Below are 23,189 nucleotides of genomic sequence, written 5' to 3' on the forward strand. Positions count from 1 at the left end.
GGTGGTCTCCTACGCGGCACTACGATTACTTTCCCGTCTCGGATAGAAGCGGCAGTTCCCTGGCGAAGTCGCCGATATCGGCCCAGGGGTCGCCGGATGTGGCCAGCAGGCCCGGCAGCGAAGAATAGTTCAAATCCCCCGGAGCGTCGATAGCTTCGAGATCGGCCCAGCTCACGGGCGTCGAGGCCGGCAGGTTCGTGCGGGCGCGCAGCGAGTAGGGCGCGGCCCAGGTGTGGCCGCGGGCGTTGCGGTGGAAGTCGATGAAGATGCGCCTGACGCGGTTGCCCTTGCCCATGGTGGTGGTGAAGGTCTGGGGCGCGGTCGCCACGAGACGTTCGGCGATCGCGCTCGTCGCCTGGTGCGTCCTCTTCCAGTTGAGCCTCGGTTCGACCGGCGCGACGAGGTGGACCCCCTTGCCGCCCGAGGTCTTGACGAAGGGGACGAGTCCGAGCGCCTCCAACTCCGCCTTGATGTGGACGGCCGCCTCGACCACTTCCCGCCAGTCGATGCCTTCGCCGGGATCGAGGTCGAAGACGATGCGGTCCGGCCTGTCGAGGAGCCTGCGCGTCGTTCCCCAGCAATGGAATTCGATGACGCCGAACTGCGCCAGCGCCAGATATCCCTTTGCATCCTCCACCGCCAGGTAGGACTTCGCCTCGCCTTCCGCATTGGTGGATGGGAAGGACGCGACGGAAGACGGCATGCCGGTGAAGGGATGACGCTGGAAGAAGCAATCTTCAGGTTTTCCCGTCGGGCAGCGCACGAGCGAAACCGGGCGACCGAGGATATGCGGCAGCATGAAATCGCCGACCATCGCGTAATAGACGGCGACGTCGAGCTTGGTCGCGCCGGACTTGCCGAAGAGGCGGCGGGTCGGATTGGTGATCGTGATGCCCGCGAGGTCGGCGTCCGAGATCAGCCGCTTTCGCGACGCCGCGACCGGTGTCGACAGTTCCACGTCGCGCAGCCCCTTGAAGACGGGATGGCGGAGCAGATTGTCCGCCGTCCTGTTGCCGTAGTGAACGTGGGCCCTCAGCACCGGCCGCACCCAGATGATCTCCTTCGGCGCCCCCTCGAGCGGCACCGCGCCGTCGCGGAGCGGCTGCAGCCGCGCGAGCAACTGCTTCAGCATCAGGGCGTCGAAGCCTGTGCCGACCTTGCCGCGGTAGTGCAACTCGCCGTCTTCCCATTCGCCGAGCGCCAGCGCCGCCAGGCCCTCTGCGGCCTCGGACACCGTGTAGCCGGCGATAACGAAGTCACCGGTCTGCAGCGCCTTCGTCTTGGTCCAGGTTTTGGATCGGCCGCTCCGGTAGGGCGCCGAGACGCGCTTCGAGATGATCCCTTCGAGGCCCATCGCGCAGGCCTGGTCGTAGAGCGGGCGCCCGTCACCGACGACATGGTCGCTGAACTGGATCGCCGAGCGGCTCGATATTTGGCCCGCAAGCAATCGCTTCAAGAGCGCCTTTCGCTTTTCGAGCGGTGCGCCGGAAAGGTTCCAGCCGTTGAGGTGGAGGAGGTCAAAGGCGTAGAAGACGAGCTTGTTGCCGGCGCCGGTGGAAAGCGCCTCCTGCAGCAGCGCGAAGCGGCTGATCCCCCCATCTTCGAGCACGACGATTTCGCCGTCGATGATCGCATCCCGGCACGGCAGGCCCCGGAATGCCTCCGGCAGGTCGCCGTAGCGCTTCGTCCAGTCGAGCCCTCCGCGGGTGATGAGGCGCACCGTGCCGCCGGCGAGGTGCGCCATGGTGCGATAGCCGTCGAACTTGATCTCGTGCAGCCAGCCTTGTCCGGCGTCCGGCGGGGCGGCCGTCTGCGTCGCCAGCTGCGGTTCGAGGCGTTCCGGGGCGGCGCCCTTGACTGCGCCGGGAAGGGCGCCGGGATTGAGCCTGACCGGCTTCGGCGGCGCCTTCGCTTCTTCCGCCAGTTCCTCGATGCGTCGCCCGGTTTTGACGCTTTCCGGCCGGGCGGCGAGGATATCGAGCGAGGCATCGGCGGCAGGATCGCGCTCCTTGAACAGGAGCCAGTTGCGGACCTTGTCCTCGCCGGGCCTGGGCTTCAGCCGCGTCAGCATCCAGCCGCCATTCAACTTCTCGCCGGCAAGACGAAACTTGAAGGCACCCTTGCGCAGGCTCTCCTCGACATCGTCCATCGGCGCCCAGACGCCGCGATCCCAGACGATCATCGGGCCGCCGCCATATTCGCCTTCGGGGATCACGCCCTCGAAGTCGATATAGTCGAGCGGGTGATCCTCGGTTTCCACCGCCAGCCGCTTGTCGGCCGGATTGAGCGACGGCCCCTTCGGAACCGCCCAGCTCTTCAGCACGCCGCCGACCTCGAGCCTCAGATCATAATGGTCCGCGGTCGCATGGTGCTTGTGCACGACGAAGCGATTGCCGTCGCCGGCGGGACTTCCGACCGGCTCCGGCGTCTTCGAAAAATCCCGCTTCCTGCGGTAGGCCTCAAGCTTCGACGTCGCCATCGTGTCAAGGCTATGGCTTATACCGCTCGGCCGCAATATCCGCGGCCGCCATGGTCAGTTTTGCGGCAAACCCCCTCTGGCCTGCCGGCCATCTCCCCCACAAGGGGGAGACGATTCGCGGTTGAGCCCCCGCCTTCGATTGAAGCGCTTCGGCAGCCGGAAGGCTCCAGTGGAGGCGCGAAGCGTGCCACAGATTTTCTCCCCCCTTGTCGGAAAGATGGCCGGCAGGCCAGAGGGGGTAACAACAGCCGCTCAGCCGCTCACGCCGCTCCAAGCTTCATATGCCGGTTGACGTCCTTGTAGAGCAGGTAGCGGAACTTGCCCGGTCCGCCGGCATAGCAGGCCTGGGGGCAGAAGGCCCTGAGCCACATATAGTCACCGGCTTCCACCTCCACCCAATCGTTGTTGAGCCGGTACACCGCCTTGCCTTCGAGCACGTAGAGGCCATGCTCCATCACATGGGTTTCCATGAAGGGGATGGTGCCGCCGGGCTCGAAGGTGACGATGGTCACATGCATGTCGTGGCGCATGTCCGAAGGATCGACGAAGCGGGTCGTCGCCCAGCGGCCGTCGGTCTCCGGCATCGGCGCAGGTTTCACCTCCCGCTCGTTGGTGACGATCGGCTCGGGAAGCGGGATGCCGTCGACCCTCTCATAGGCCTTGCGGATCCAGTGGAAGCGTGTCGGGGCGCCCGACTCGTTTCTGAGGCTCCATTCGGTGCCGGGCGGGATGAAGGCGTAGCCGCCGGATTGCATCCGGTGCGATTCGCCGGCGATCGTCAGGCGGAATTCGCCGTCGACGACGAACAGCACAGCCTCGGCGCGCGGGTCCGTTTCCGGCCGCTCGCTGCCGCCGGAGGAGCCGACCTCCATGATGTACTGCGAGAAGGTCTCGGCGAAGCCGGAGAGCGGGCGCGACAGGACCCAGAGCCGCGTATTCGTCCAGAACGGCAGGTAGCTCGTCACGATGTCGCGCATAACGCCCTTGGGGATGACCGCATAGGCCTCGGTGAACACGGCCCGGTCCGTCAGCAGGTTTGATTGAGGAGGATGACCTCCCTCGGGGAAATAGTACTTTTGCATTTTGGTTTCCTAACGAGGCTCCCGTGAGCGATCTTCGGGTTGGAGCGGAATGCGCTCGCGTCCCGCTCCAAATTAGAGTCGATCACCTTCATGATTTCAGGTCCACCAGACCTGAAATCATCGTGATCTAGTGCGTGCCCGCCGGATGAGCGAGGGCGGAGGTCGCGACAGGGTCGAACGCCGGCGATGGCTCGACCGCAGTCTCTTCGCCGTTGAGCACGCGGTGGGCCTGTTCGCGGTCGATATCGCCCTCCCACACCGCGATGACCACGGCGGCCACGCAATTGCCTATCAGGTTGCCGAGCGCCCGGGCAATGCCGACGAACCAGTCGACCGACAGTACGAGGACGAGCCCTATCGCCGGTATCACCGGAATTGCTGAAAGTGTTGCAGCCAGAACGACGATTGCCGAACCTGGGATTCCGTGCGCCCCTTTCGAGGTGAGCAGCGCCACGCCGAGGATCAGCATGAGGTCGCCCGCTGCCAGCGGCGTGTTGGTCGCCTGCGCGATGAACACGGCGGCGAGGGTGAGATAGATGGAGAAGGCGTCGAGATTGAAGGAGTAGCCGGTCGGGATGACCAGGCCGACTGTGGAATCCTTGATGCCCAACCGCTCGAGCTTGCGCATGACCTGGGGCAGAACGCTGTCCGACGAGGTGGTCGCGAGAACGATCATCAGTTCCTCGCGCAGATAGGCCAGGAACTTGAAGAGGCTGAAGCCGGCGAGCCGCATGATGAGGCCGAGCACGCCGACGACGAAGATGATGATCGTCGCGTAGAGCAGGACAAGCAGGTAGCCAAGCTGCTGCAGCGAGCCGATGCCGTATTTGCCGACCGTATAGGCGATGGCGCCGAAGACGCCGACCGGCGCCAGCCGGACGATGAAGCCGATCACCTTGAAGAGCACCTGCGTCGTCTGGTCGATCACCTCCGCGACGAGCTTGCCGCGCTCGCCGACGAGGCAAAGGGCCGCGCCGAAGAGGACGGCGAAGAGCAGCACCTGCAGCACGTCGCCCTTGGCAAAGGCATCGACGACCGTGGTCGGAATGATCCGCAGCAGGAAGTCGACGGTGCCGGTGACCTGGGAAACCTTCTCCGTATAGGAGTTCAAGGCGCTGCCGTCGAGGCTCGTCGGATCGATGTTCATGCCGTGCCCGGGACCGAAGACATAGGCGGCGACAAGCCCCATGAGGAGCGCGATCGTGGTCACGGCCTCGAAATAGATGAGGGATTTCAGACCGACGCGCCCGACCTTCCGGAGGTCGCCGGCGCTGACGATGCCGTGAACGACGACGCCGAAAACGAGCGGCGCGATGACCATCCGGATCAGCTTGATGAAGCCGTCGCCGAGCGGCTTCAACTGCGATGCGAATTCCGGCGAGACGACGCCGACGAGAATGCCCAGGACGAGGGCGATGACGACCTGCCCGAACAGGGATTTTCCAAACTTGCGCATATGCTTCCTCCCAGAAAGCTTGATGGCCGCTCCGTTCGGCCGATCTGCTGCATGTTCCGCCACGCCGAGCCAGGGTTCGGGAAGGGCGGAAGGCATCGACCCCGGTTCGCGCACCTCCTCGCAAGACCCCGGCCGATCGTGGTGGATAAGGTTGGGGCTTGATCGATCATACGTCCAATATATTGTTCGACTTGATCGAGACGTTCAGCATATGGAAAGGAGGCCGCGATGGAACTGCGCCATCTGCGCTATTTCGTTGCCGTAGCAGAGGCGGCGAGCTTCACGGCGGCGGCGAAGAGCCTGAACATTTCCCAGCCGCCGCTCAGCCAGCAGATCAGGGACCTGGAGGAAGAGATCGGCACGCGGCTCTTCGCGCGCTCCAGCCGGAATGTCGAGCTCACCGAGGCGGGGGCCGATTTCCTCAATCATGCGCGGATGATCCTCGGGCAGGTCGAGCACGCCGCCTACCAGGCGCGCGCCATCGGATCCGGCCAGGTCGGAACGCTGAACATAGGCACGACCGGATCGGTGTTGCTCGGGCCGCTCTCGACCCTGGTGGCGCGATTCAAGGATCATTCACCGGGGGTCTTCGTCCGCATCCACGAAATGGACCCGCAGACACAGGAGGCCGCGCTCATCGCCCATCGCACCGACCTGAGCTTCGTGCGCCGGCCCCGCCACAATGCCGATCTGGTCGCGACGGTCGCCTGGCAGGAAAAGGTCGGCGTTGCGCTGCCCGAAGACCATCCGCTGGCGGACCGGGAGAAAATCGAACTGGCCGCGCTCGAGGGAGAAAGCTTCGTCTTTCTCCGGCTCGTCGATTCCCGGTTTGCCCGCTATCTGCACGATTGCTGCGTGGCGGCGGGATTCGTGCCGAACATCACCAATGAGGTGGTGGAGTCCTATTCGCTGACCAGCCTGGTGGCGGCGGGTCTCGGCGTGGCGCTCGTTCCGGAATGCATCCAAAATCTCTCGCGGCCCGGCATCGTCTATCGCGCGCTCATGGAGCCGGCTCCGGAGGCCGACGTCTACGTCATCAGCCGACCCAACCATGGTCCGGTCGTTGCGAGCTTCCTGGAAATGACGAGGGAGATGTTTGCGTAAGTGCTGGCTTGGGGGTGCCTCGGCGTCTCCTCCTCCGCGTCACCCTTCCCCGGGCCTGTGGCCGCCGATCGCGCGTGTCAGCTCGTCCGCGCTCCGGCGCACGACGGGGCCGAGTATCGCGAGTTTCTCGTCGTCGATCCGGACCGTCGGGCCGGAGATGGAGATGCCGCCGATCGCCTCGCCATATTCGTTGAAAAGGGGCGCGGCGATGCAGCGCATGCCGAGCGTGTGTTCCTCGTCGTCGACCGACCAGCCCCGATGGCGGATCTCCTGGACATTCCTGATGAGCGCCGGCAGCGTGTCGAGCGTCCGGTGGGTGAAGCGAGTCAGCGTTCTGCCGCTCAGGCTCCTCGCGACCTCCGTGTCGGACCAGGTGGAGAGGATCGCCTTGCCGATGCCGGAGGCGTGGATCGGCCCGCGACGCCCGGGGCGGAAGAAGGCGCGCATCGGTGCGTGGCTTTCGATCTGCGAGATGAAGACCACGTCGCCTTCATCCTCGATGCCGATATTGGCCGTCTCGCCGCTTTCGTCCATCAGGCGCTTCAGGAAGGGGCGGCTGATCGTGCCGAGCTTGCGGAAGCGCAGGAAAGCATTGCCGATCTCGAAGGCCCTGACGCCGATCGTCCATTCGCCGGTGTCGGGATCATGCGCGACCATGCCGTGGCTGGCGAGCGAGGTCAGCAGGCGGTGGATCGTCGAGGGCGCCAGACCCGTCTGATCCGCAAGGTCGGTGAGCGTCGAGCCGTCGCGGTCGGCAACCAGGCTGAACAGCGTCAGGCTTCGGTCGAGCACCTGCACGGAAGCGGGCGCGGCGTTCTCTCCGGCCTTTCGCCCGCGCTTTCCCTTGCCCGTCGCGTCCATGCCCTGCCTCCAAATCAAGTTTGCCGCCGTCGATCTCTACGGCGCCGCGTGCCTCATCGAACACGCAAGGGTCGCTGTAGCACTTTCGTTCGCTGCATGTCTCCTGAAACCGGGTCGATTCAGGGAGACATGCAGTAGGGCGATTGCGTTCGATTTTCTCCTGTTTGTTGAAAATCTTTATTTCCACTGAATGGAAATCATTTCCACAAATTTGTTGCGGTCCCTGGAAAATGGATTAGCCTTCCAATGAAACAGGAGGAATTCCCATGCCCAAGATGCGTGCTGTCGACGCAGCGGTTCATGTTCTGGAGAAGGAAGGCATCGATTGCGCCTTCGGCGTTCCGGGTGCCGCAATCAATCCGCTCTATTCGGCGCTGAAGGCCCGCGGATCGATCCGCCACATCCTTGCCCGCCATGTCGAAGGCGCCTCGCACATGGCCGAGGGTTACACCCGCGCCAGGCACGGCAACATCGGCGTCTGCATCGGCACATCGGGGCCGGCGGGCACCGACATGATCACCGGCCTCTACTCCGCCTCTGCGGACTCGATCCCGATCCTCTGCATCACCGGCCAGGCGCCGCGGGCGCGCCTCGACAAGGAGGATTTCCAGGCCGTCGACATCGCCGCGATCGCCGCACCCGTTACCAAATGGGCGGTCACCGTCATGGAGCCGGCGCTGGTCCCCTTCGTCTTCCAGAAGGCGTTCCACCTGATGCGCTCCGGCCGGCCGGGTCCGGTGCTGATCGACCTGCCCGTCGACGTCCAGCTCGCCGAAATCGAGTTCGACCCGGAGACCTATGCGCCGCTGGCGCCCTACAAGCCCGCGGCGACGCGCGCGCAGGCGGAGAAGGCGATCGCCATGCTGAATGCGGCGGAGCGGCCGCTGATCGTCGCTGGCGGCGGCATCATCAATGCGGATGCTTGCGATCTGCTCACCGAATTCGCCGAGATCACCGGCGTCCCCGTCGTTCCGACCTTGATGGGCTGGGGCGCCATTCCCGACGACCATCCGCTGATGGCCGGCATGTGCGGCCTGCAGACATCGCATCGCTACGGCAATGCGACGCTGCTCGCCTCCGACTTCGTCTTCGGCATCGGCAACCGCTGGGCCAACCGGCACACGGGCAACGTCGCGACCTATACGGAAGGCCGCAAGTTCATCCATGTCGATATCGAACCGACGCAGATCGGCCGCGTCTTCGCGCCGGATTTCGGCATCGTCTCCGACGCAGGCGCGGCGCTCAAGCTCTTCCTCGACGTCGCGACCGAGTGGAAGGCGGCCGGCAGGCTGCGCGACTGGTCGGCCTGGGCCGAGGAATGCCGCGAGCGCAAGCGCACCATGCTGCGCAAGACCCATTTCGACCAGACGCCGCTGAAACCCCAGCGCGTCTATGAGGAGATGAACAAAGCCTTCGACCGCGACACCTGCTACGTCTCGACCATCGGCTTGAGCCAGATCGCCGGCGCGCAGTTCCTGCATGTCTATCGCCCGCGCAACTGGATCAATTGCGGCCAGGCCGGGCCGCTCGGCTGGACGCTGCCGGCAGCCCTCGGGGTGCGCGCCGCCGATCCGAGCCGGCCGATCGTCGCACTTTCCGGAGACTACGATTTCCAGTTCCTGATCGAGGAGCTTGCGGTCGGCGCCCAGCACAAGCTGCCCTACCTGCATGTGGTCGTGAACAATTCCTATCTCGGCCTGATCCGCCAGGCGCAGCGCGGCTTCGACATGGATTTCGAGGTCAGCCTCGCCTTCGACAACATCAATGCCGGCGGCGACGCGGAGAAGGGCTACGGCGTCGACCATGTCGCGGTAGCCGAAGGCCTCGGCTGCAAGGCGATCCGGGTCCGGAGCCCGAACGAATTCGCCGATGCCTTCGAACGCGCAAAGGCGCTGATGGACGAGCACCAGGTGCCGGTCGTCATCGAGTTCATCCTCGAGCGGGTCACCAACATCGCCATGGGGGCGGACATCAACGCCGTCGTCGAGTTCGAGGAGCTTGCCGAACGCGGCGAGGATGCGCCGACGGCGATCGCCGCCCTTCTCGATTGAAGAAGGAGCCACAAGGGCGGGATCGACGAAATGTGTGCGGTTTTCCGCCCGCATCCCGCCCCAACTCTAACAGGAGTGATCGTATGCCGAGATTTGCTGCGAACCTGACCATGCTGTTCAACGAGGTGCCGTTCCTCGACCGATTCGCTTTCGCCGCCAAGGCCGGTTTCGAAGGGGTGGAATACCTCTTCCCTTACGAGTTCGAGAAGGGGGCGCTCCGGAACGCGCTTGAGCGCCATGGCCTTACACAGGTGCTGCACAACCTGCCGGCCGGCGACTGGGCCCGCGGCGAGCGCGGCATCGCCATCCTGCCGGACCGCATCGACGAATTCCGCAAGGGGGTCGCGAGCGCCATCGACTATGCGACCGCGCTCGGCTGCAACCAGGTCAATTGCCTCGCAGGCATCGCGCCGGATGGTGTGCCCGACAGCGTCTTGCGCACGACGCTCGTCGCCAATCTGAAGCTCGCGGCAACCGAGCTCGGCAAGTGCGGCATCCGCCTCCTGATCGAGCCGATCAACCGCTTCGACATTCCCGGCTTCTATCTCGACACCGTCGGTCAGGCAGCCTCGATCATCGAGGAGGTCGGCAGCGACAATCTCTTCATCCAGTACGACCTCTATCACCAGCAGCGCACCGAGGGAGAACTGATCGGCACCTACCGGCGCCATCGCGAGAAGATCGCGCATGTCCAGCTCGCCGACAATCCCGGCCGCAACGAGCCTGGGACCGGCGAGATCAATTACCCCTTCGTCTTCGACGCGCTGGATGCGGCCGGCTACGACGGCTGGATCGGTTGCGAATACAAGCCGCTGACGACAACCGCGGAGGGGCTTGGCTGGCTCGGCAGCGAGCGCAGCCGCCGCCAATCCGCAGACATCATCCAAATCAGGAGCTAAGCATAATGGCATCTATCGGTTTCATCGGACTGGGCATCATGGGCACGCCGATGGCGCGCCATCTGCAGGATGCCGGCCACACGGTCATGACCTCGAAGTTCAGCGTGCGGCCGCGCCAGGAACTCATCAACAACGGGCTCGAAATCGTCGAGTCGCCCAAGGTGCTCGCGGAAGTGGTCGACACGATCATCCTAATGCTGCCGGATACGCCGGAGGTGCAGGACGTGCTCTTCGGCGAGAACGGCGTCCATGGCGGCCTCGGCAAGGGCAAGCTCGTCATCGACATGAGCTCCATCTCGCCGATCGCAACGAAGGACTTCGCCAGGAGAATCCGCGAAACGGGCGCCGACTATATCGATGCGCCGGTCTCCGGCGGCGAGGTCGGCGCCAGGAACGCCACGCTCAGCATCATGGCGGGCGGCTCGCCGGCATCCTTCGAGCGCGCCCTGCCGCTCTTCAAGCTGATGGGCAAGAACATCACGCTCGTCGGCGATTGCGGCGACGGCCAGGTGACGAAGGTCGCCAACCAGATCATCGTGGCGCTGACCATCGAGGCCGTCGCCGAGGCGCTGGTCTTCGCCTCGAAGGCGGGGGCGGACCCGGCGCGGGTGCGCGAGGCGCTGATGGGCGGCTTTGCCTCCTCGCGCATCCTCGAAGTCCACGGCGAGCGCATGATCAAGCGCAGCTTCGAGCCCGGCTTCCGCATCTCGCTGCATCAGAAGGATCTGAACCTCGCGCTGCAGGGGGCGAAAAGTCTCGGCGTCTCGCTGCCGAACACCGCGGCGACGCAAGAGCTCTTCAACAGCTGCGCCGCCCATGGCGACGAGGGCCTCGACCATTCCGGGCTCGTCAGGGCGCTCGAACGCATGGCGAACCACAAGGTGGCGTGAGCCCCGGAGACGCAAGCGCATGGATCCGCCGGCGGCCGTCCCCAGCCGCCGTGCGCGACCACGCATCCGGGCGGCGGAGGAGGAGCGGCCGCCCGGGCTTTTTTTGAAAGGGAGGAGAAATGGTCGTCATCGCCGAACCGCGTCGGTTCCTCGAAGGCTTGTTCGCCGCGGCGGTCGCCGCCGCCGATCCGGCGCGCGTCATTGCCGCCAACCTGCCCGAGCCGCCGAAGGGCCGCACGGTCGTCGTCGGCGCCGGCAAGGGCGCGGCGCAGATGGCGCGGGCGCTGGAGAGGCTGTGGGAGGGGCCGCTTACCGGCGCCGTCGTCACGCGCTACGGCTTCGGCGTTCCCTGCGAGCGCATCTCGGTGCGCGAGGCTTCGCATCCCTTGCCGGATGAAAGCGGGCTTCGGGCGTCGCGGCGGCTCGTCGACGAGGTGAGCGGGCTCAGCGAGGACGATCTCGTCGTGGCGCTGATCTGCGGCGGCGGTTCGGCGCTCCTTCCAGCGCCGCCGCCGGGCCTCTCGCTCGAGGACGAGATCGCCGTCAATCGCGCGCTGCTCGCCTCCGGCGCGCCGATCCGGGCGATGAACGCCGTGCGCAAGCATGTTTCCTTGATCAAGGGCGGGCGTCTTGCCGCTGCCGCCCATCCGGCACGGGTGGTCTCGCTGGTCGTTTCCGACATTCCCGGCGACGAGCCGGCGCTGGTTGCGTCCGGCCCCACGATCGCCGACGCATCGAGCCGCGAGGACGCCTTGAAGATCGTCGAACGCTACCGTCTGGCGCTGCCGCAAAAGGTCATGCGATGGCTGGCGAGCGATGCGGCGGACGCGCCGAGGCCGTCCGATCCGCGTCTTGCCCGGAACGACGTGAGGCTGATCGCTTCGGCCGGGGTCTCGCTCGAGGCTGCTGCAGCAATGGCCCGGCATGCCGGCATCGAAGCGGTCATTCTCTCCGATGCGATCGAGGGAGAGGCGCGCGACGTGGGGCTCGTCCATGCGGCGATCGCACGAGAGGTTGCCCAAAGGAACCGCCCCTTCGCGAAACCGGTCGTCGTGCTTTCCGGCGGCGAAACCACCGTGACGGTCCGCGGCGAAGGCCGCGGCGGCCGCAACGGCGAGTTCCTCCTGTCGCTGGCGCTCGGCATCGACGGTGTCGGCGGCATCTCGGCGCTCGCCGCCGACACGGACGGCATCGACGGCTCGCAAGACAATGCCGGCGCCTTTGCCGACCACAGGACGATCGCCCGCCTCGTCGCCCGGCGGCTCGACGCCGCCGCGCTCCTCGAGCGCAACGACAGCTGGGCAGCCTTCGACGCGCTCGGCGACCTTTTCAAGCCGGGCCCCACCGGCACCAACGTCAACGATTTCCGCGCGATCCTGATCCAATGATCGAACCCGCCGCTAGTGCGGACTGCACTCACATGCGTTCGCGCCACCGCTCTATCTGTTTGTTTTTGCCGCATTTGCGCGACGTCAGGTGAGTCCGCCTGACTGCAAAATGCTCCAACAGGGAAGGAAACACCATGAAGTCCCTACCGATCCGGCCGCTTTCACGCGACGCGTTCGCGCCCTTCGGCGACGTCATCGAGCTCGACGAGGCGAGGAGCTTTCCCATCAACGCCGGCAAGTGCGTGCGCTATCATGACCTCGCGAAGGTGGAGACGAGCGGGCCGGAGGCGCGAACGCTGGTGAGCCTCTTGCGCGGCGAGCCCTATGACATCCCGCTGGCCCTCACGATGGTCGAACGCCACCCGCTCGGGAGCCAGGCCTTCATACCGCTCACGGACAATTCCTTTCTCGTCGTCGTCGCGCCGGACGAGGGCGGCGAACCGGGAGAGCCGGTCGCCTTCGAGACGGCGCCCGGCCAGGGCGTCAACATCGGCCGGAACGTCTGGCACGGGATATTGACGCCGCTCCATGCCGTTTCCGACTTCGTCGTCATCGACCGGGGCGGCAGCGGCTGCAATCTCGAGGAGCATTTCTTCGACAAGCCCTATCGGGTCGAATACGCCTGATCCATTTGCATTGCAGCAGGCGGGTGCGCTCGCGCCCCCGCTCTATCTGCTTGTTCCTGCCGCATTCGTGCGACGTCAGGTGTTTCCACCTGACTGCAAAATGCTCTAGGTTCCGGCTTTCGAGTCCGTGATCTTTTCGAGCGATGCACACATTGGCGAGGAAAATGTGGGGGGAGACCGGTTGGGGCATGCCGACCTCGGTCGCCCTGCATCTGGCTCTCGCCTTTCTCCTGCTCGTTCGGCTGCCGGAACTCTCGGCGCCGGCGCAGGAGCCGAGCATCAATGTCGAGCTCGTCCCGCCGCCGCCGAAGGGCGCGGAAAAGCCAAAGGAAGAACCGAAGCCGGCGAAGAGCGGGCAGGCGCGGCCGCAGCCTCAGGCTTTCGAGTCGGCCGCGGCTGAGGTCGAAAAGAAAGAGCCGGCGAAGCCGGCGTTGCCGCCGGCGGCGCTGAACAGGGCCGACAGCCCCCGCAAGACGCATGAGGCATCGCAGGCCCCAACGGCAAAGACGGAGAGCCCTGCCAGCGAGCCGGCGGAAACCAGGACGGCGGTTGCAGAATTGCGCGTCGAGGCCGAGGACGCGGTGAACGGCGGCGAGGATGTCGCACCGGCCTTGCAGCCTGCGCCGGTTCCGATGGAAAGGCCGATACCGGACCAGGCAAAGCCGGTGGAGACGGCCAAGGTCGCGGAAGCGGCATCGGAGCGGGAGGCAAGCAGGCTCGTTGAAGCGGCGGAGCTCTATTCGAAAAACGCCCTGTCCCACCCGCGCGCAAAGCAGGCGATCGGGCAGCTGCCGCCGAAGGAGCGCATCAAGCAAATCTGCAATTTCGAGGCGCTGGAACAGGTGCGCCACGCAAGGCCCGACGCCTTCCCGGACATTCTCGTTCCCTTCGGCCCCTCCGGCGGCTTCGTTTCGGAAACGGGGGTGAGCGCCAAAGGCGGGGCGTTCCGCAGCCGCGGGCAATGGTACGCCATCGACTTCAGGTGCGAGATCGATGCGGAGGAAATGTCGGTCGTCTCCTTCCGCTTCGCCATCGGGGCGGCCATTCCGAAGAGCGAGTGGGGCGCGCGGCAGTTTCCGAGAGATTGAAGGGCGGGGCTTTTCCCCCGGCGTTCGCGCTCATCCGCCTGCCGGCACCTTCTCCCCGTTCTGACGGGGAGAAGGGACTTGCGGCCCGCTCCGGCGCAAGAAGTTCCCTCTTCCCGCAAGCGACGCAGGCTTAGGGAGGGTTAGGGTGAGGGGCATTCTTCGACGTGCGCCGTGTCCTCAGTGCATCATCGCGAGCGCGGCGTTGAAGAAGTCCTCGCCGCCGAAATTGCCGGACTTGAGCGCGAGCAGCATGTCGCCCTGGGCATTGCCGACGGTGCGCAGCACCGGCACGCCGGGGGCGATTTCGGGGCCGATCAGGAAGGCGGGGATCGCCAGCCTGTCGACGGTGGCGCCGGAGGTCTCGCCGCCGGCGACGACGAGGCGCTTGACGCCGCGCGCCACCAGTTCGCCGGCGATCGTCGCCGTCGCCGTCTCGATGGCATGGCCGGAGGCCTCGCGGCCGTAGCGCGCCTGCAGCCGCGAAACGACGTCCGGTGAGGCGCTGGCGGCGATGGCGACGGGGCCCGAGGCGATCCGCTCGCTGGCCCAGGCGATCGCGGCGGCAAGCTCGTCGGATCCGGCGAGAAGCCTTTCGGTGTCGAGCCGCAGCACGGGCATCGAGCGTTCGGCGATCTCAAGCTGCCTCAGCGTCGCGGCCGAGCAGCTGCCGGCGACGATCGCCGCAAGGCCTCCGACCGGGCGGATAGCGTCGCCCGTCCCGCCGCGCGCCGATGCGCGGCCGGAGCCGACAATCGCGCGTGCAAGCCCGAGCCCGAGCCCGGAGGCGCCGGTGGAGACGGGCGTTTCGAGCGCGACTTCGCCGAGCGTCTCGAGGTCGCGTTCGAAGACCGCATCGGCGATCGCCGCACCGACGCCCTCGGCCCGAAGCGCCTCGAGCCGCGCCTTCACCGCCTGCGGTCCGGCCGCCACCGTCGCCAGCTCGACGAGGCCGACCGCGCCCAGCGATTGTCGCGCCATCACGCGCACCAGATTGGCGTCGTGCATCGGGTTCAGCGGATGGTCCTTCAGCGGGCTCTCGTCGAGAGGCTGGCCGTTGACGAAGAGGTGGCCGAGATAGACGGTGCGGCCGGTCTCCGGAAAGGCGGGGGTGACGAGCACGCTGCCGGCCCCCGCGGCTTCGGCGAGCGCCTCCGTCACCGGACCGATATTGCCTTGATCGGTGGAATCGAAGGTCGAGCAGATCTTGTAGAGCACATGGGCGGCGCCGCGCTGGCGCAGCCAGCGTTCGGCCTTGCCGGCTTCGGCGACCGCCTCCTTGGCCTCGACGGAGCGGATCTTCAGCGAAACGACCACCGCGTCGACGTCCGGCAAGGCAAGTGACGGGTCGGGTATGCCGACCGTCTGCACGGTGCTGAGGCCGTTCTTCGTCAGCGTGTTGGCGAGGTCGGAGGCGCCGGTATAGTCATCGGCGATCGATCCGAGCAGGATAGTCATCGGTCAGCTCCGTGCAAAAGGTTTGAACCAGGCGAGGCCATCGAGCGTGCCGCCGCGCGGGGTGTATTCGCAGCCGACGAAGCCGGCGTAACCGAGCCGGTCGATCTCCTCGAAGAGATAGGGATAGTTCAGCTCCTCCCCGTCCGGCTCGTGCCGCGAAGGGACGCTGGCGATCTGGATATGGCCGGTGACCGGCAGGAGCTGGCGAAGCGCCATCGCAACGTCGCCATGGAGGATCTGCCGATGATAGATGTCGAACTGCAGCTTCAGGTTCGCAAGTGCGAGCTCGTCGATCAGCCGCTCGGCGATCCCGAAATCGTTGAGGAAATAGCCGGGCATGTTGCGGCCGTTGATCGGCTCGATCAGCAGATCGATCCCCTTCTCGGCAAGCCGCCCGGCGGCATGGGCGACCGAGCGCCGATAGCAGGCGGTCGCGCGTTCGTCGGAAGGATCGGCGAGGCCCGCCATCAGGTGCAGCCGCTGGACCCCGGTCGCTGCCGCATAGTCGAGTGCCCGTTCGACGTCGGATTTCACGTCCTCGAAGCGGCCGGGAAGGGCGGCGATGCCCCGCTCGCCCGCCGCCCAGTCGCCCGGCGGCAGGTTGAAGAGCGCCTGCTGCAGGCCGTTGCGCGCGAGCCTTTCGGCGATCGCCTCCGGCGGCGCCTCGTAGGGGAAGAGATATTCGACGGCCGTGAACCCGGCTTCGGCGGCGGCATCGAAGCGGTCGAGGAACGACCACTCGTTGAACATCATCGTCAGGTTGGCGGCGAAAACGGGCATGCTTGTCGTCCTTCAGGCCTTGTCGATGCCGGGCAACGCGGCGCCCGAGAGCTGGGCATAGAGCCGCGCCAGGGAGGAATCGTCGTCGCGGCCCATGCCGGCGCCAGAGGCGGCGAGATACATCTGCAGCGCCGCCGCGACCAGCGGCACCGGATAGCGCTCGGCGCGCGCCATGTCCTGCACGATGCCGAGGTCCTTGACGAAGATCTCGATCGCGCTGAGCGGCGTGTAGTCGCCGGCAAGCACATGCGGGATCCGGTTCTCGAACATCCAGGAATTGCCGGCCGAGGCCGTGATCACCTCGTAGACCTTCTGAAGGTCGAGGCCCTGCTTGGCCGCGAAGCTGATCGCCTCGCAGGCGGCGGCGATGTGCACGCCGGCAAGAAGCTGGTTGATCATCTTGAAGGCCGCGCCGGTCCCGGCGGCGTCGCCCAATTCGTAGACCTTGGCGGCCATGGCATCAAGGGCGGGGCGGGCGGCGGCGAAGGCCTCGGCGGAGCCCGAGGCCATGATCGTCAGCTCACCCTTCGCAGCCCTTGCGGCGCCGCCGGAGATCGGTGCGTCGAGGTAGTGGCGGCCGAGGGCCTCGAGCCGTTGCGACAGGTTGCGGGCGATGGCGGGGTCCATCGTCGCCGAGGAGACGAAGACGGCGCCGGGCTTCATCGCCTCGGCGATGCCGTCGGGGCCGAAGAGGACGGCCTCGGTCTGGGCGGCGTTGACGACGACCGAAACGACGATGTCGGCATCGCCGGCTGCCTCCTTCGGCGTGCGCGCCCCGCGACCGCCTTCCGCGACGAAACGCTCGACGGCTGCGGCGGCAACGTCGTATCCGACGACATCGAGGCCGGCACGCCTCAGCGACTGTGCCATGCCGAACCCCATGGAGCCGAGGCCGATGACGGCGGCGGCACCGCGTCCGGGATTTTCAACAGCCAGTGACATGATGATGTTCTCCAGTCTATCGAGAGTCGTTTGGCCCTCCGGAACGGCCCGGAGGGCGTCGTCTCATTGGTTTTAGCGGTTGACGCTCTTCGCGGGAACCGTCAGCACCGCGACTGCGCCGATCACCAGAACCGCGGCGAGGAAATACATGCCGGCGCTGTTGCTGCCGGTGAGGTCCTTCAGGTAGCCGACCATGAACGGCCCGAGGAAGCCGGCGAGATTGCCGACCGAGTTGATCCAGGCGATGCCGGCGGCAGCGCCGGTGCCGGCGAGAAAGGCGGTCGGAAGCGACCAGAAGAGCGGTGCGCAGCTGATCGCGCCGGCGGCGGCAAGCGAAAGGCAGATGATGGCGACGGTCGTGCTTCCCGCCATCGTCGCGGCGACGAAGCCGCCGGCGGCGATCAGCGCGGGGATGACGAGGTGCCAGCGCCGTTCGCGCAGCCGGTCGGAGGACCGCCCGAGCGCCAACATCGCGATGAAGGTGCAGATATAGGGGATCGCCGAAATCAGCCCGATCTGCAGGTTCCCGACGACGCCCGATGCCTTGACCATCGTCGGCATCCAGAAATTGAGGCCGTACTGTCCGAGCACGAAGCAGAAATAGATGAGGCACATCAGCCAGACGCGCGGATCCGTCATCGTCGCTACGATACCGTGCGGGCTCGATGCCTTGGCGCGGTTGTCGGCATTGATATTGGCCGTCAGCACATTCTTCTCCTCATCCGTCAGCCACTTCGCGTCGCCGATCCTGTCGTCGAGATAGAAGAAGGTGACGATGCCAAGCAGGACCGCGGGAACGGCCTCGATCAGGAACATCCATTGCCAGCCGGAAAGGCCGTGCGTGCCGTCGAAGCCGTCGATGATCAGGCCCGAAAGCGGGTTGCCGAAGATCGCCGAGATCGGGATCGCGGACATGAAGGTGGCGACGATCTTGGCGCGGCGATGCGCCGGATACCAGGACGTCAGGTAGAGGATGATGCCGGGAAAGAAGCCGGCCTCGGCGATCCCCAAGAGGAAGCGAAGGAAATAGAAGGCCGTTTCCGAGGAGGTGAACATGAAGGCGGCGGAGATGAGCCCCCATGTGATCATGATGCGGGCGATCCAGACGCGGGCGCCGACCCGGTTCAGGATGACGTTGCTCGGCACCTCGAAGAGGAAATAGCCGATGAAGAAGATGCCGGCGCCGATACCGTAGGCCGCCTCCGACAGGCCAAGCTCGCTCGACATCTGCAGCTTGGCAAAGCCGACATTGACGCGGTCGAGATAGGCGACCACGTAGCAGAGCATGAGGAACGGGACGATCCTCCAGAAGACCTTGCCGTAGGCGCGTTCCTCCACCGCCTTCTCGAAGTAAGCGCCAGCGGCCGGCGCCTGCGTTTGCAGCGTCATGATTTCCTCCTCCTTTTGGCTTGCCGGAATGTCCCTGTGATTGTCCGGCGCGGAGCTGCCGCGGAAAGTGGCAGCGCTGCCAATTATCGGTAAACCATTTTGGCAGCGCTGCCAACAAAAAATGGTAGCGCTGCCAAAAAAACCGGGTATTCAATTGAAAATACGAACGCGCCGCACGCTGGACTGAGGAGCGCGGGCGACAGGAACAGGCTCGGAGATGACTTTGGATTACAGGCATCAGCCGGCGGTGACGCTTGCCGAGGTCGCGCAGGCCGCGGGCGTCGGCGAAAGCACCGTGTCGCGGGTGCTGCGCAATCACGGCTCCTTTTCCAGGAAGACGCGGGACCGGGTGATGGAGGCGGTGGAAAGGCTCGGCTACGTGCCGAACCGGATTGCCGGAACGCTCGCATCGGCCGGATCGCGGCTCGTCGCCTTCGTCATCCCGTCGCTCTCCAACATCGTCTTCCCGGACGTGCTGCGCGGCGCAAGTGCGGTCTTGGAAGCAAACCAGCATCAGGCGGTCTTTTCCGTGACCGATTACGATCCGGAGCGCGAGGAAGCGCTTGTCGCCGCCATGCTCGCCTGGCGGCCGACCGCGGTGATGCTCGCCGGTTTCGAGCACACCCAAGGTACGCTCAAGATGCTGCGGGCGAGCGGCTGCCGGGTCGCCGAGCTGCTTGACCTCGACGGAACGGCGCTCGACCTGGCGGTGGGCTTCTCCAACCGCGCGGCGGGCCGCGCCAGTGCCGAGTTCCTGTTGAGGCGCGGCTATCGGCGGATCGGCTATGTCGGCCACGATCTCGATCGCGACACCCGCGCGGCCAAGCGCCATGACGGCTTCTGCGAAGCGCTCGGCGCCGCCGGCGCGGCGCTCGCCGGGCGGGAAATCCACGCCGGCCCGTCATCGGTGGAAGGCGGACGGCTGGGCCTGGAGCGGCTGCTCGCCCGCTATCCCGACCTCGATGCGGTTTATTTTTCCAACGACGACATGGCGCTCGGCGGCTATTTCCACTGCCTGGCGCGCGGCATCCCGGTCCCCTCGGCGCTGGCCCTTTTCGGCCACAACGGCCTCGACATCGGCCGGGTCACGCCGCAGCCCCTCTCGACCATCCGCACGCCGCGCGTCGCCACGGGCCAGGTGGCTGCGGAACTGGTCGTCGCAGACGCACCGCCGCAGGCCGTCGACCTGGGCTTCGAACTCATCGAAGGCGCGACCGCCTGAACCGAAAGGATCTCGAAAATGTCGGAGACACGTCTGCGCGAGGAAATCTGCCGTTATGGCCGATCGCTGTTCGAGCGGGGCCTGACGCCGGGCTCGTCGGGAAACATCTCGCTCCGCCTCGACGACGGCGGCTGGCTGGTGACGCCCACCAATGCCTCGCTCGGCTTCCTCGATCCCGCCCGTATCGCGCGGCTCGACGCCGGTGGCCGGCTCGTTTCCGGCGACAAGCCGACCAAGGAGATTCCGCTTCATTCCGCCCTTTACGAAACCCGCGGCAGCGCGAAGGCGATCGTTCACCTCCATTCGACCCATGCGGTGGCGCTGACCATGCTGCCCGAGATCGATCCTCGCGCCGCCCTGCCGCCGATGACGCCCTACTACCTGATGCGCGCCGGCGAGACCGCGCTCGTGCCCTACTATCGCCCCGGCGATCCGGCGGTCGCCGATGCGATCCGCGGGCTCGCGGGCAAATATTCCTCCGTGCTGCTGGCCAATCACGGGCCGGTGGTGGCGGGCGACAGTCTCGAAGCGGCCGTCTTCGCCACGGAGGAACTGGAGGAGACGGCGAAGCTCTATCTGCTCCTGCGCAACCTCAACCCGCGCTATCTGAGCCCCGAGCAGGTCGCCGATCTCGTCAAAACCTTCGGCCTGGAATTGCCGTCGCTTGCCCGTCATGAGGGGCATGATCACGGCTGAGGGGCCAGCGTCCGCCCCTTGCATCTGCCCTTAGCTAGGGGCGAGAATCCTCAGTCTGGCGGATGAATTCTTTCATCAACATCGCCGCCTGGTCGCCGTGGGTCTCGAGTAAGAAGTGTGCGCCGTCCAGGATGTGGGCCTCCATGCGGGGCAGCGCCTTCATCCAGCTGAGCGTCTCGTCGAGGGCGAAGAAAATGTCGTGGCGGCCCCAAATCATCAGCGCCGGTGGCTGACGCTCCTCCAGATAGCGGGCGATCTCATCAAATCTCGCGACATGCTGCCCGTAGTCGAAGACAAGGGCGCGCTGGTATTCAATCCGTCCTGGCCGCGACATGATCTGCCAGTCCTCCTGCCAGCAGGCCTCCTCCATCTGTTCGGCAATGTCGCCAGGAATGCCGCCGATATATTGGTCGCGCGTTCCTTCGAAAGTCAGGTGCGCCGTGGCCGCGCGCTCGCGCTCGGGGTTCGGCTCCCGCCAGAACCGCTCGGTATCCGCCCATTGCGCGTCCATTCCGGATCGATGGGCATTTGCGTTCTGAATGATCAGGCCGCGGATTCGCTCAGGGACCCGGGTGGCGAGGTGGAGGCCGACCGCAGCGCCGTAATCGTGGAGATAGAGGTAAAAGGACTCGATGCCGAGCTGATCCAACAGATCCTCCATTGTATCGGCGAAGCCCGCGAAGGTCGGCTTGTCCAGCACATCGGACGCACCGAAACCAGGAAGATCCGGCGCGATGGCATAAGAGACGGATGAAAGCTCGTTCATGACGTGCCGGAACATCCTCGATGAGCTTGGAAAGCCATGGAGTAGGAGGATCGCCGGCTTCGCCGGATCGCCGCCCGTCCTCGCGGCGATTTTCCTCCCGCGAATAGTAATGGTCTCTGAATTGAGAGTCATGATCGCCCTTTCCTCTGCTGGGATAATCATGGATGTTCTGCAAACCGCACTCCCTGAGCGCCACATGCGACGCGGCAAAGCACATCAAGGATCGCTTCGGATTATTTGGAGCCAAAGTTTCCGCTTTCCACGGATCGGTGCCTGTCGGGAGGGCCGAGCCCGCGCTTGCGGCCGAAGCTCCAATCGATGCCGCCGCCGGACGAGCGTGAGTTTGCAATCTTCGAAGCACATAACGAGATCATCGGCGGTGCCACAGACGTTCGCTTCCCGCCGGCGGTCATCCTTTGTACTTGGTCAGTGTGAACACCGGCCCCTCACCTTCGCCTTCAAGATGCTCGAGCAGGCTCTGCGCGAGCGGCGTCAGTTCCGTATCGCTGCGGGTGCAGAGCGATAAGCGACGCACCGCCCAATCCTCCGCCAATCGTTTGACGGAGATCTGCATCGATTTCCGGCAGCGGCGTGCAGCCGTCTCGGGCACGATGCCGACTCCGGCACCGGCGCTCGCCATCCGGCAGATGTCGTCGAAGCCGCGCAGCCGGATGCGCGGCCTGAGCCGCAGACCGATGCGCGCCGCTTGCGCGTCGAGGTGATCCTGCAAGGAAGGAACGCCAAGGCGCCGACATCGCCCGCAGTATCGCGCTCGGCCTCGCCGAAATCGGCATGCTCTCGGATTTGGTGGGAAAGCGGAGAAATGGGTTTGTCGCCATACGAGCTTCGGTGCCAGAATGACCGGCCCGCTGATGAAACGGACGTTCGCCATGTGTCCAAATAATGACCGGGCGGCAACTTCGCGGAGGATAGTGATGACCCTTCCCAGCTACGCAATGAACCAGGCAGCTTTCCCGGAGATGTACGAGCGGTGGCTCGTTCGCCCTCTCTTTCGGCCGTGGGCCGAAATGACTCTCGAGGACCTGGGACTGTCTTCAGGCGATCGTGTCCTCGATATAGCTTGTGGTACAGGAATAGTCGCACGCGTCGCAGAGGAGCGCCTCGGCGACGCGGGATACAACATCGTCGGCATCGACATCAGTTCCGATATGCTCGCCGTTGCGCGCGCCGTGGCACCGCGTATCGACTGGCGCACTGGCAATGCCAGCGCTCTGCCTCTTCGCGACGCGGAGCAGTTCGACGTGGTCGTCTGCCAGCAAGGAATGCAGTTCTTTCCTGACAAGACCGCGGCGGCAGCGCAGATGCGGGGGGCCCTGGCAAAGGGTGGCAGGTTGGCGGTGGCGACGTGGCGCTCTGACAATGAAATACCGTTCTTTCGGGATTTGCGCCGCGTGGCGGAGCGCCATCTAGGCGCCATCATCGATCAGCGGTACAGCTTCGGAGATGCGGCCGTACTTGAGGCGCTGCTTCGCGGGGCCGGGTTCGACGGGGTCCACTCAAGGAAGATATCCCGCACCATCCGTTTCACGGACGGCGCGCCATTCTTGCGATTGAATACGATGGCGCTGGTCGGGATGAGTGCTGCCGGCAAAGCCATGGCCGATGAGGAACGCAAGCGCATCGTGGAGGAGATCGTGAGCGAGAGTGCGCCCGCGCTGCAACAATACAGCGACGGATCGGGACTTGCTTTCGAGCTCAGCACCAATCTGGCGACAGCCAGGGGATAACGCGCTTTCCTCAACCGATTAACATGAGCCATCCCGGATGGCGTTCCGAGTGGCGCCATTCCGGGCAAGGCAGGTGGCGGCGGGTTTCTTCACACAGAGCCGCGGTCCCGAAGGCGCGTGTCGCGCTGGCCCGCAAGCTGGCGGTGGTGTTGCATGGACGAGATCCGCTGAAATTGCATAAGTGCCTTAGCAGGCTGCTGAAAAAGCCCTCTGGCTTTTGGGTTTTTGCCGTGATTCCCTACGGCTGCAACAGAGGGACTGATTTGC

The 23,189-nt window shown here is 65.5% G+C and carries 20 protein-coding genes; 10 read left to right on the forward strand and 10 right to left on the reverse strand.

The features are described from left to right. Positions 1 to 25 precede the first annotated feature (25 nt). The 3 genes from ligD to ATB98_RS03620 form a co-directional block, all read right to left on the reverse strand. Positions 26 to 2,479, reverse strand: coding sequence for a DNA ligase D (gene ligD, locus ATB98_RS03610; protein WP_066869141.1), 2,454 nt, complete (start codon positions 2,477 to 2,479; stop codon positions 26 to 28). A gap of 260 nt (positions 2,480 to 2,739) precedes the next feature. After that, positions 2,740 to 3,561 (reverse strand): bifunctional allantoicase/(S)-ureidoglycine aminohydrolase, encoded by an 822-nt coding sequence (locus ATB98_RS03615; protein WP_066869144.1) that lies wholly within the window; start codon positions 3,559 to 3,561, stop codon positions 2,740 to 2,742. Positions 3,562 to 3,688: 127 nt separating this feature from the next. After that, positions 3,689 to 5,017, reverse strand: a complete 1,329-nt coding sequence (locus ATB98_RS03620) for a dicarboxylate/amino acid:cation symporter (protein ID WP_066869210.1) — start codon at positions 5,015 to 5,017, stop codon at positions 3,689 to 3,691. A 228-nt stretch (positions 5,018 to 5,245) separates the two neighbouring features. Here ATB98_RS03620 and ATB98_RS03625 point away from each other — a divergent pair, with 228 nt between their 5' ends. After that, the gene (locus ATB98_RS03625) at positions 5,246 to 6,121 is read left to right on the forward strand and encodes a LysR family transcriptional regulator (RefSeq protein ID WP_066869147.1); all 876 of its coding nucleotides are present in this window, start codon (positions 5,246 to 5,248) and stop codon (positions 6,119 to 6,121) included. A 39-nt stretch (positions 6,122 to 6,160) separates the two neighbouring features. Here ATB98_RS03625 and ATB98_RS03630 read toward each other — a convergent pair whose 3' ends face one another. After that, the gene (locus tag ATB98_RS03630; RefSeq protein ID WP_066869150.1) at positions 6,161 to 6,982 is read right to left on the reverse strand and encodes an IclR family transcriptional regulator; all 822 of its coding nucleotides are present in this window, start codon (positions 6,980 to 6,982) and stop codon (positions 6,161 to 6,163) included. Positions 6,983 to 7,248: 266 nt separating this feature from the next. Between ATB98_RS03630 and gcl the strand changes: the two genes are divergently transcribed. From gcl to ATB98_RS03660, 6 genes are all read left to right on the forward strand, one after another. Further along, positions 7,249 to 9,033, forward strand: coding sequence for a glyoxylate carboligase (gcl, locus tag ATB98_RS03635; RefSeq protein ID WP_066869153.1), 1,785 nt, complete (start codon positions 7,249 to 7,251; stop codon positions 9,031 to 9,033). Positions 9,034 to 9,116: 83 nt separating this feature from the next. After that, positions 9,117 to 9,932, forward strand: a complete 816-nt coding sequence (hyi, locus tag ATB98_RS03640) for a hydroxypyruvate isomerase (protein WP_066869157.1) — start codon at positions 9,117 to 9,119, stop codon at positions 9,930 to 9,932. Between the two features lie 5 nt (positions 9,933 to 9,937). Next, positions 9,938 to 10,822 carry a 2-hydroxy-3-oxopropionate reductase gene (locus ATB98_RS03645; RefSeq protein WP_066869160.1) on the forward strand — a complete coding sequence of 295 codons (885 nt, stop codon included), beginning with the start codon at positions 9,938 to 9,940 and terminating at the stop codon, positions 10,820 to 10,822. A 119-nt stretch (positions 10,823 to 10,941) separates the two neighbouring features. Beyond that, a complete protein-coding gene (locus ATB98_RS03650) occupies positions 10,942 to 12,210 on the forward strand; it encodes a glycerate kinase type-2 family protein (RefSeq protein WP_066869163.1) in 1,269 nt (422 codons plus the stop codon). Between the two features lie 134 nt (positions 12,211 to 12,344). Beyond that, entirely contained in the window at positions 12,345 to 12,836 is a 492-nt protein-coding gene (locus tag ATB98_RS03655) for an ureidoglycolate lyase (protein WP_066869165.1), read from the forward strand. Between the two features lie 164 nt (positions 12,837 to 13,000). Continuing rightward, positions 13,001 to 13,924 (forward strand): DUF930 domain-containing protein, encoded by a 924-nt coding sequence (locus ATB98_RS03660; RefSeq protein ID WP_066869168.1) that lies wholly within the window; start codon positions 13,001 to 13,003, stop codon positions 13,922 to 13,924. Between the two features lie 177 nt (positions 13,925 to 14,101). On the opposite strand, the gene otnK is transcribed toward ATB98_RS03660, so the two are convergent. From otnK to ATB98_RS03680, 4 genes are all read right to left on the reverse strand, one after another. Continuing rightward, on the reverse strand, positions 14,102 to 15,379 hold the full coding sequence (gene otnK / locus ATB98_RS03665) for a 3-oxo-tetronate kinase (protein WP_066869171.1): 1,278 nt from the start codon (positions 15,377 to 15,379) through the stop codon (positions 14,102 to 14,104). Between the two features lie 3 nt (positions 15,380 to 15,382). Beyond that, positions 15,383 to 16,159 carry a 2-oxo-tetronate isomerase gene (gene otnI, locus ATB98_RS03670; protein WP_066869174.1) on the reverse strand — a complete coding sequence of 259 codons (777 nt, stop codon included), beginning with the start codon at positions 16,157 to 16,159 and terminating at the stop codon, positions 15,383 to 15,385. A 12-nt stretch (positions 16,160 to 16,171) separates the two neighbouring features. After that, positions 16,172 to 17,101, reverse strand: coding sequence for an L-threonate dehydrogenase (ltnD, locus tag ATB98_RS03675; RefSeq protein WP_066869177.1), 930 nt, complete (start codon positions 17,099 to 17,101; stop codon positions 16,172 to 16,174). Positions 17,102 to 17,173: 72 nt separating this feature from the next. Continuing rightward, positions 17,174 to 18,490 (reverse strand): MFS transporter, encoded by a 1,317-nt coding sequence (locus ATB98_RS03680; protein ID WP_066869180.1) that lies wholly within the window; start codon positions 18,488 to 18,490, stop codon positions 17,174 to 17,176. Positions 18,491 to 18,707: 217 nt separating this feature from the next. Here ATB98_RS03680 and ATB98_RS03685 point away from each other — a divergent pair, with 217 nt between their 5' ends. Next, positions 18,708 to 19,712, forward strand: coding sequence for a LacI family DNA-binding transcriptional regulator (locus ATB98_RS03685; protein WP_153436043.1), 1,005 nt, complete (start codon positions 18,708 to 18,710; stop codon positions 19,710 to 19,712). Between the two features lie 18 nt (positions 19,713 to 19,730). Then, positions 19,731 to 20,408, forward strand: a complete 678-nt coding sequence (gene otnC, locus ATB98_RS03690) for a 3-oxo-tetronate 4-phosphate decarboxylase (RefSeq protein WP_066869186.1) — start codon at positions 19,731 to 19,733, stop codon at positions 20,406 to 20,408. 34 nt (positions 20,409 to 20,442) lie between these two features. Here the strand turns inward: otnC and ATB98_RS03695 are convergent, their stop codons facing one another. Beyond that, complete coding sequence (locus tag ATB98_RS03695; protein WP_066869189.1) at positions 20,443 to 21,306, reverse strand: alpha/beta fold hydrolase; 864 nt, start codon at positions 21,304 to 21,306, stop codon at positions 20,443 to 20,445. Positions 21,307 to 21,583: 277 nt separating this feature from the next. Beyond that, complete coding sequence (locus ATB98_RS03700) at positions 21,584 to 21,904, reverse strand: LysR substrate-binding domain-containing protein (protein ID WP_066869192.1); 321 nt, start codon at positions 21,902 to 21,904, stop codon at positions 21,584 to 21,586. A gap of 205 nt (positions 21,905 to 22,109) precedes the next feature. Here ATB98_RS03700 and ATB98_RS03705 point away from each other — a divergent pair, with 205 nt between their 5' ends. After that, positions 22,110 to 22,922, forward strand: coding sequence for a class I SAM-dependent methyltransferase (locus ATB98_RS03705; protein WP_066869196.1), 813 nt, complete (start codon positions 22,110 to 22,112; stop codon positions 22,920 to 22,922). Positions 22,923 to 23,189: the final 267 nt, after the last annotated feature.

This window comes from Sinorhizobium saheli (assembly GCF_001651875.1).
Classification (GTDB): domain Bacteria; phylum Pseudomonadota; class Alphaproteobacteria; order Rhizobiales; family Rhizobiaceae; genus Sinorhizobium; species Sinorhizobium saheli.

Bases quoted from the DNA above. Each gene is read 5' to 3' on its own strand.
- otnI (WP_066869174.1), bottom strand. From the start codon at position 16,159: ATGCCCGTTTTCGCCGCCAACCTGACGATGATGTTCAACGAGTGGTCG.
- ATB98_RS03630 (WP_066869150.1), bottom strand. From the start codon at position 6,982: ATGGACGCGACGGGCAAGGGAAAGCGCGGGCGAAAGGCCGGAGAGAAC.
- ATB98_RS03645 (WP_066869160.1), top strand. From the start codon at position 9,938: ATGGCATCTATCGGTTTCATCGGACTGGGCATCATGGGCACGCCGATG.
- ATB98_RS03655 (WP_066869165.1), top strand. From the start codon at position 12,345: ATGAAGTCCCTACCGATCCGGCCGCTTTCACGCGACGCGTTCGCGCCC.
- ATB98_RS03620 (WP_066869210.1), bottom strand. From the start codon at position 5,017: ATGCGCAAGTTTGGAAAATCCCTGTTCGGGCAGGTCGTCATCGCCCTC.
- ATB98_RS03650 (WP_066869163.1), top strand. From the start codon at position 10,942: ATGGTCGTCATCGCCGAACCGCGTCGGTTCCTCGAAGGCTTGTTCGCC.
- ltnD (WP_066869177.1), bottom strand. From the start codon at position 17,101: ATGTCACTGGCTGTTGAAAATCCCGGACGCGGTGCCGCCGCCGTCATC.
- hyi (WP_066869157.1), top strand. From the start codon at position 9,117: ATGCCGAGATTTGCTGCGAACCTGACCATGCTGTTCAACGAGGTGCCG.
- ATB98_RS03695 (WP_066869189.1), bottom strand. From the start codon at position 21,306: ATGACTCTCAATTCAGAGACCATTACTATTCGCGGGAGGAAAATCGCC.
- otnC (WP_066869186.1), top strand. From the start codon at position 19,731: ATGTCGGAGACACGTCTGCGCGAGGAAATCTGCCGTTATGGCCGATCG.
- ligD (WP_066869141.1), bottom strand. From the start codon at position 2,479: ATGGCGACGTCGAAGCTTGAGGCCTACCGCAGGAAGCGGGATTTTTCG.
- gcl (WP_066869153.1), top strand. From the start codon at position 7,249: ATGCCCAAGATGCGTGCTGTCGACGCAGCGGTTCATGTTCTGGAGAAG.
- ATB98_RS03660 (WP_066869168.1), top strand. From the start codon at position 13,001: ATGTGGGGGGAGACCGGTTGGGGCATGCCGACCTCGGTCGCCCTGCAT.
- otnK (WP_066869171.1), bottom strand. From the start codon at position 15,379: ATGACTATCCTGCTCGGATCGATCGCCGATGACTATACCGGCGCCTCC.
- ATB98_RS03705 (WP_066869196.1), top strand. From the start codon at position 22,110: ATGACCCTTCCCAGCTACGCAATGAACCAGGCAGCTTTCCCGGAGATG.
- ATB98_RS03615 (WP_066869144.1), bottom strand. From the start codon at position 3,561: ATGCAAAAGTACTATTTCCCCGAGGGAGGTCATCCTCCTCAATCAAAC.
- ATB98_RS03685 (WP_153436043.1), top strand. From the start codon at position 18,708: ATGACTTTGGATTACAGGCATCAGCCGGCGGTGACGCTTGCCGAGGTC.
- ATB98_RS03625 (WP_066869147.1), top strand. From the start codon at position 5,246: ATGGAACTGCGCCATCTGCGCTATTTCGTTGCCGTAGCAGAGGCGGCG.
- ATB98_RS03680 (WP_066869180.1), bottom strand. From the start codon at position 18,490: ATGACGCTGCAAACGCAGGCGCCGGCCGCTGGCGCTTACTTCGAGAAG.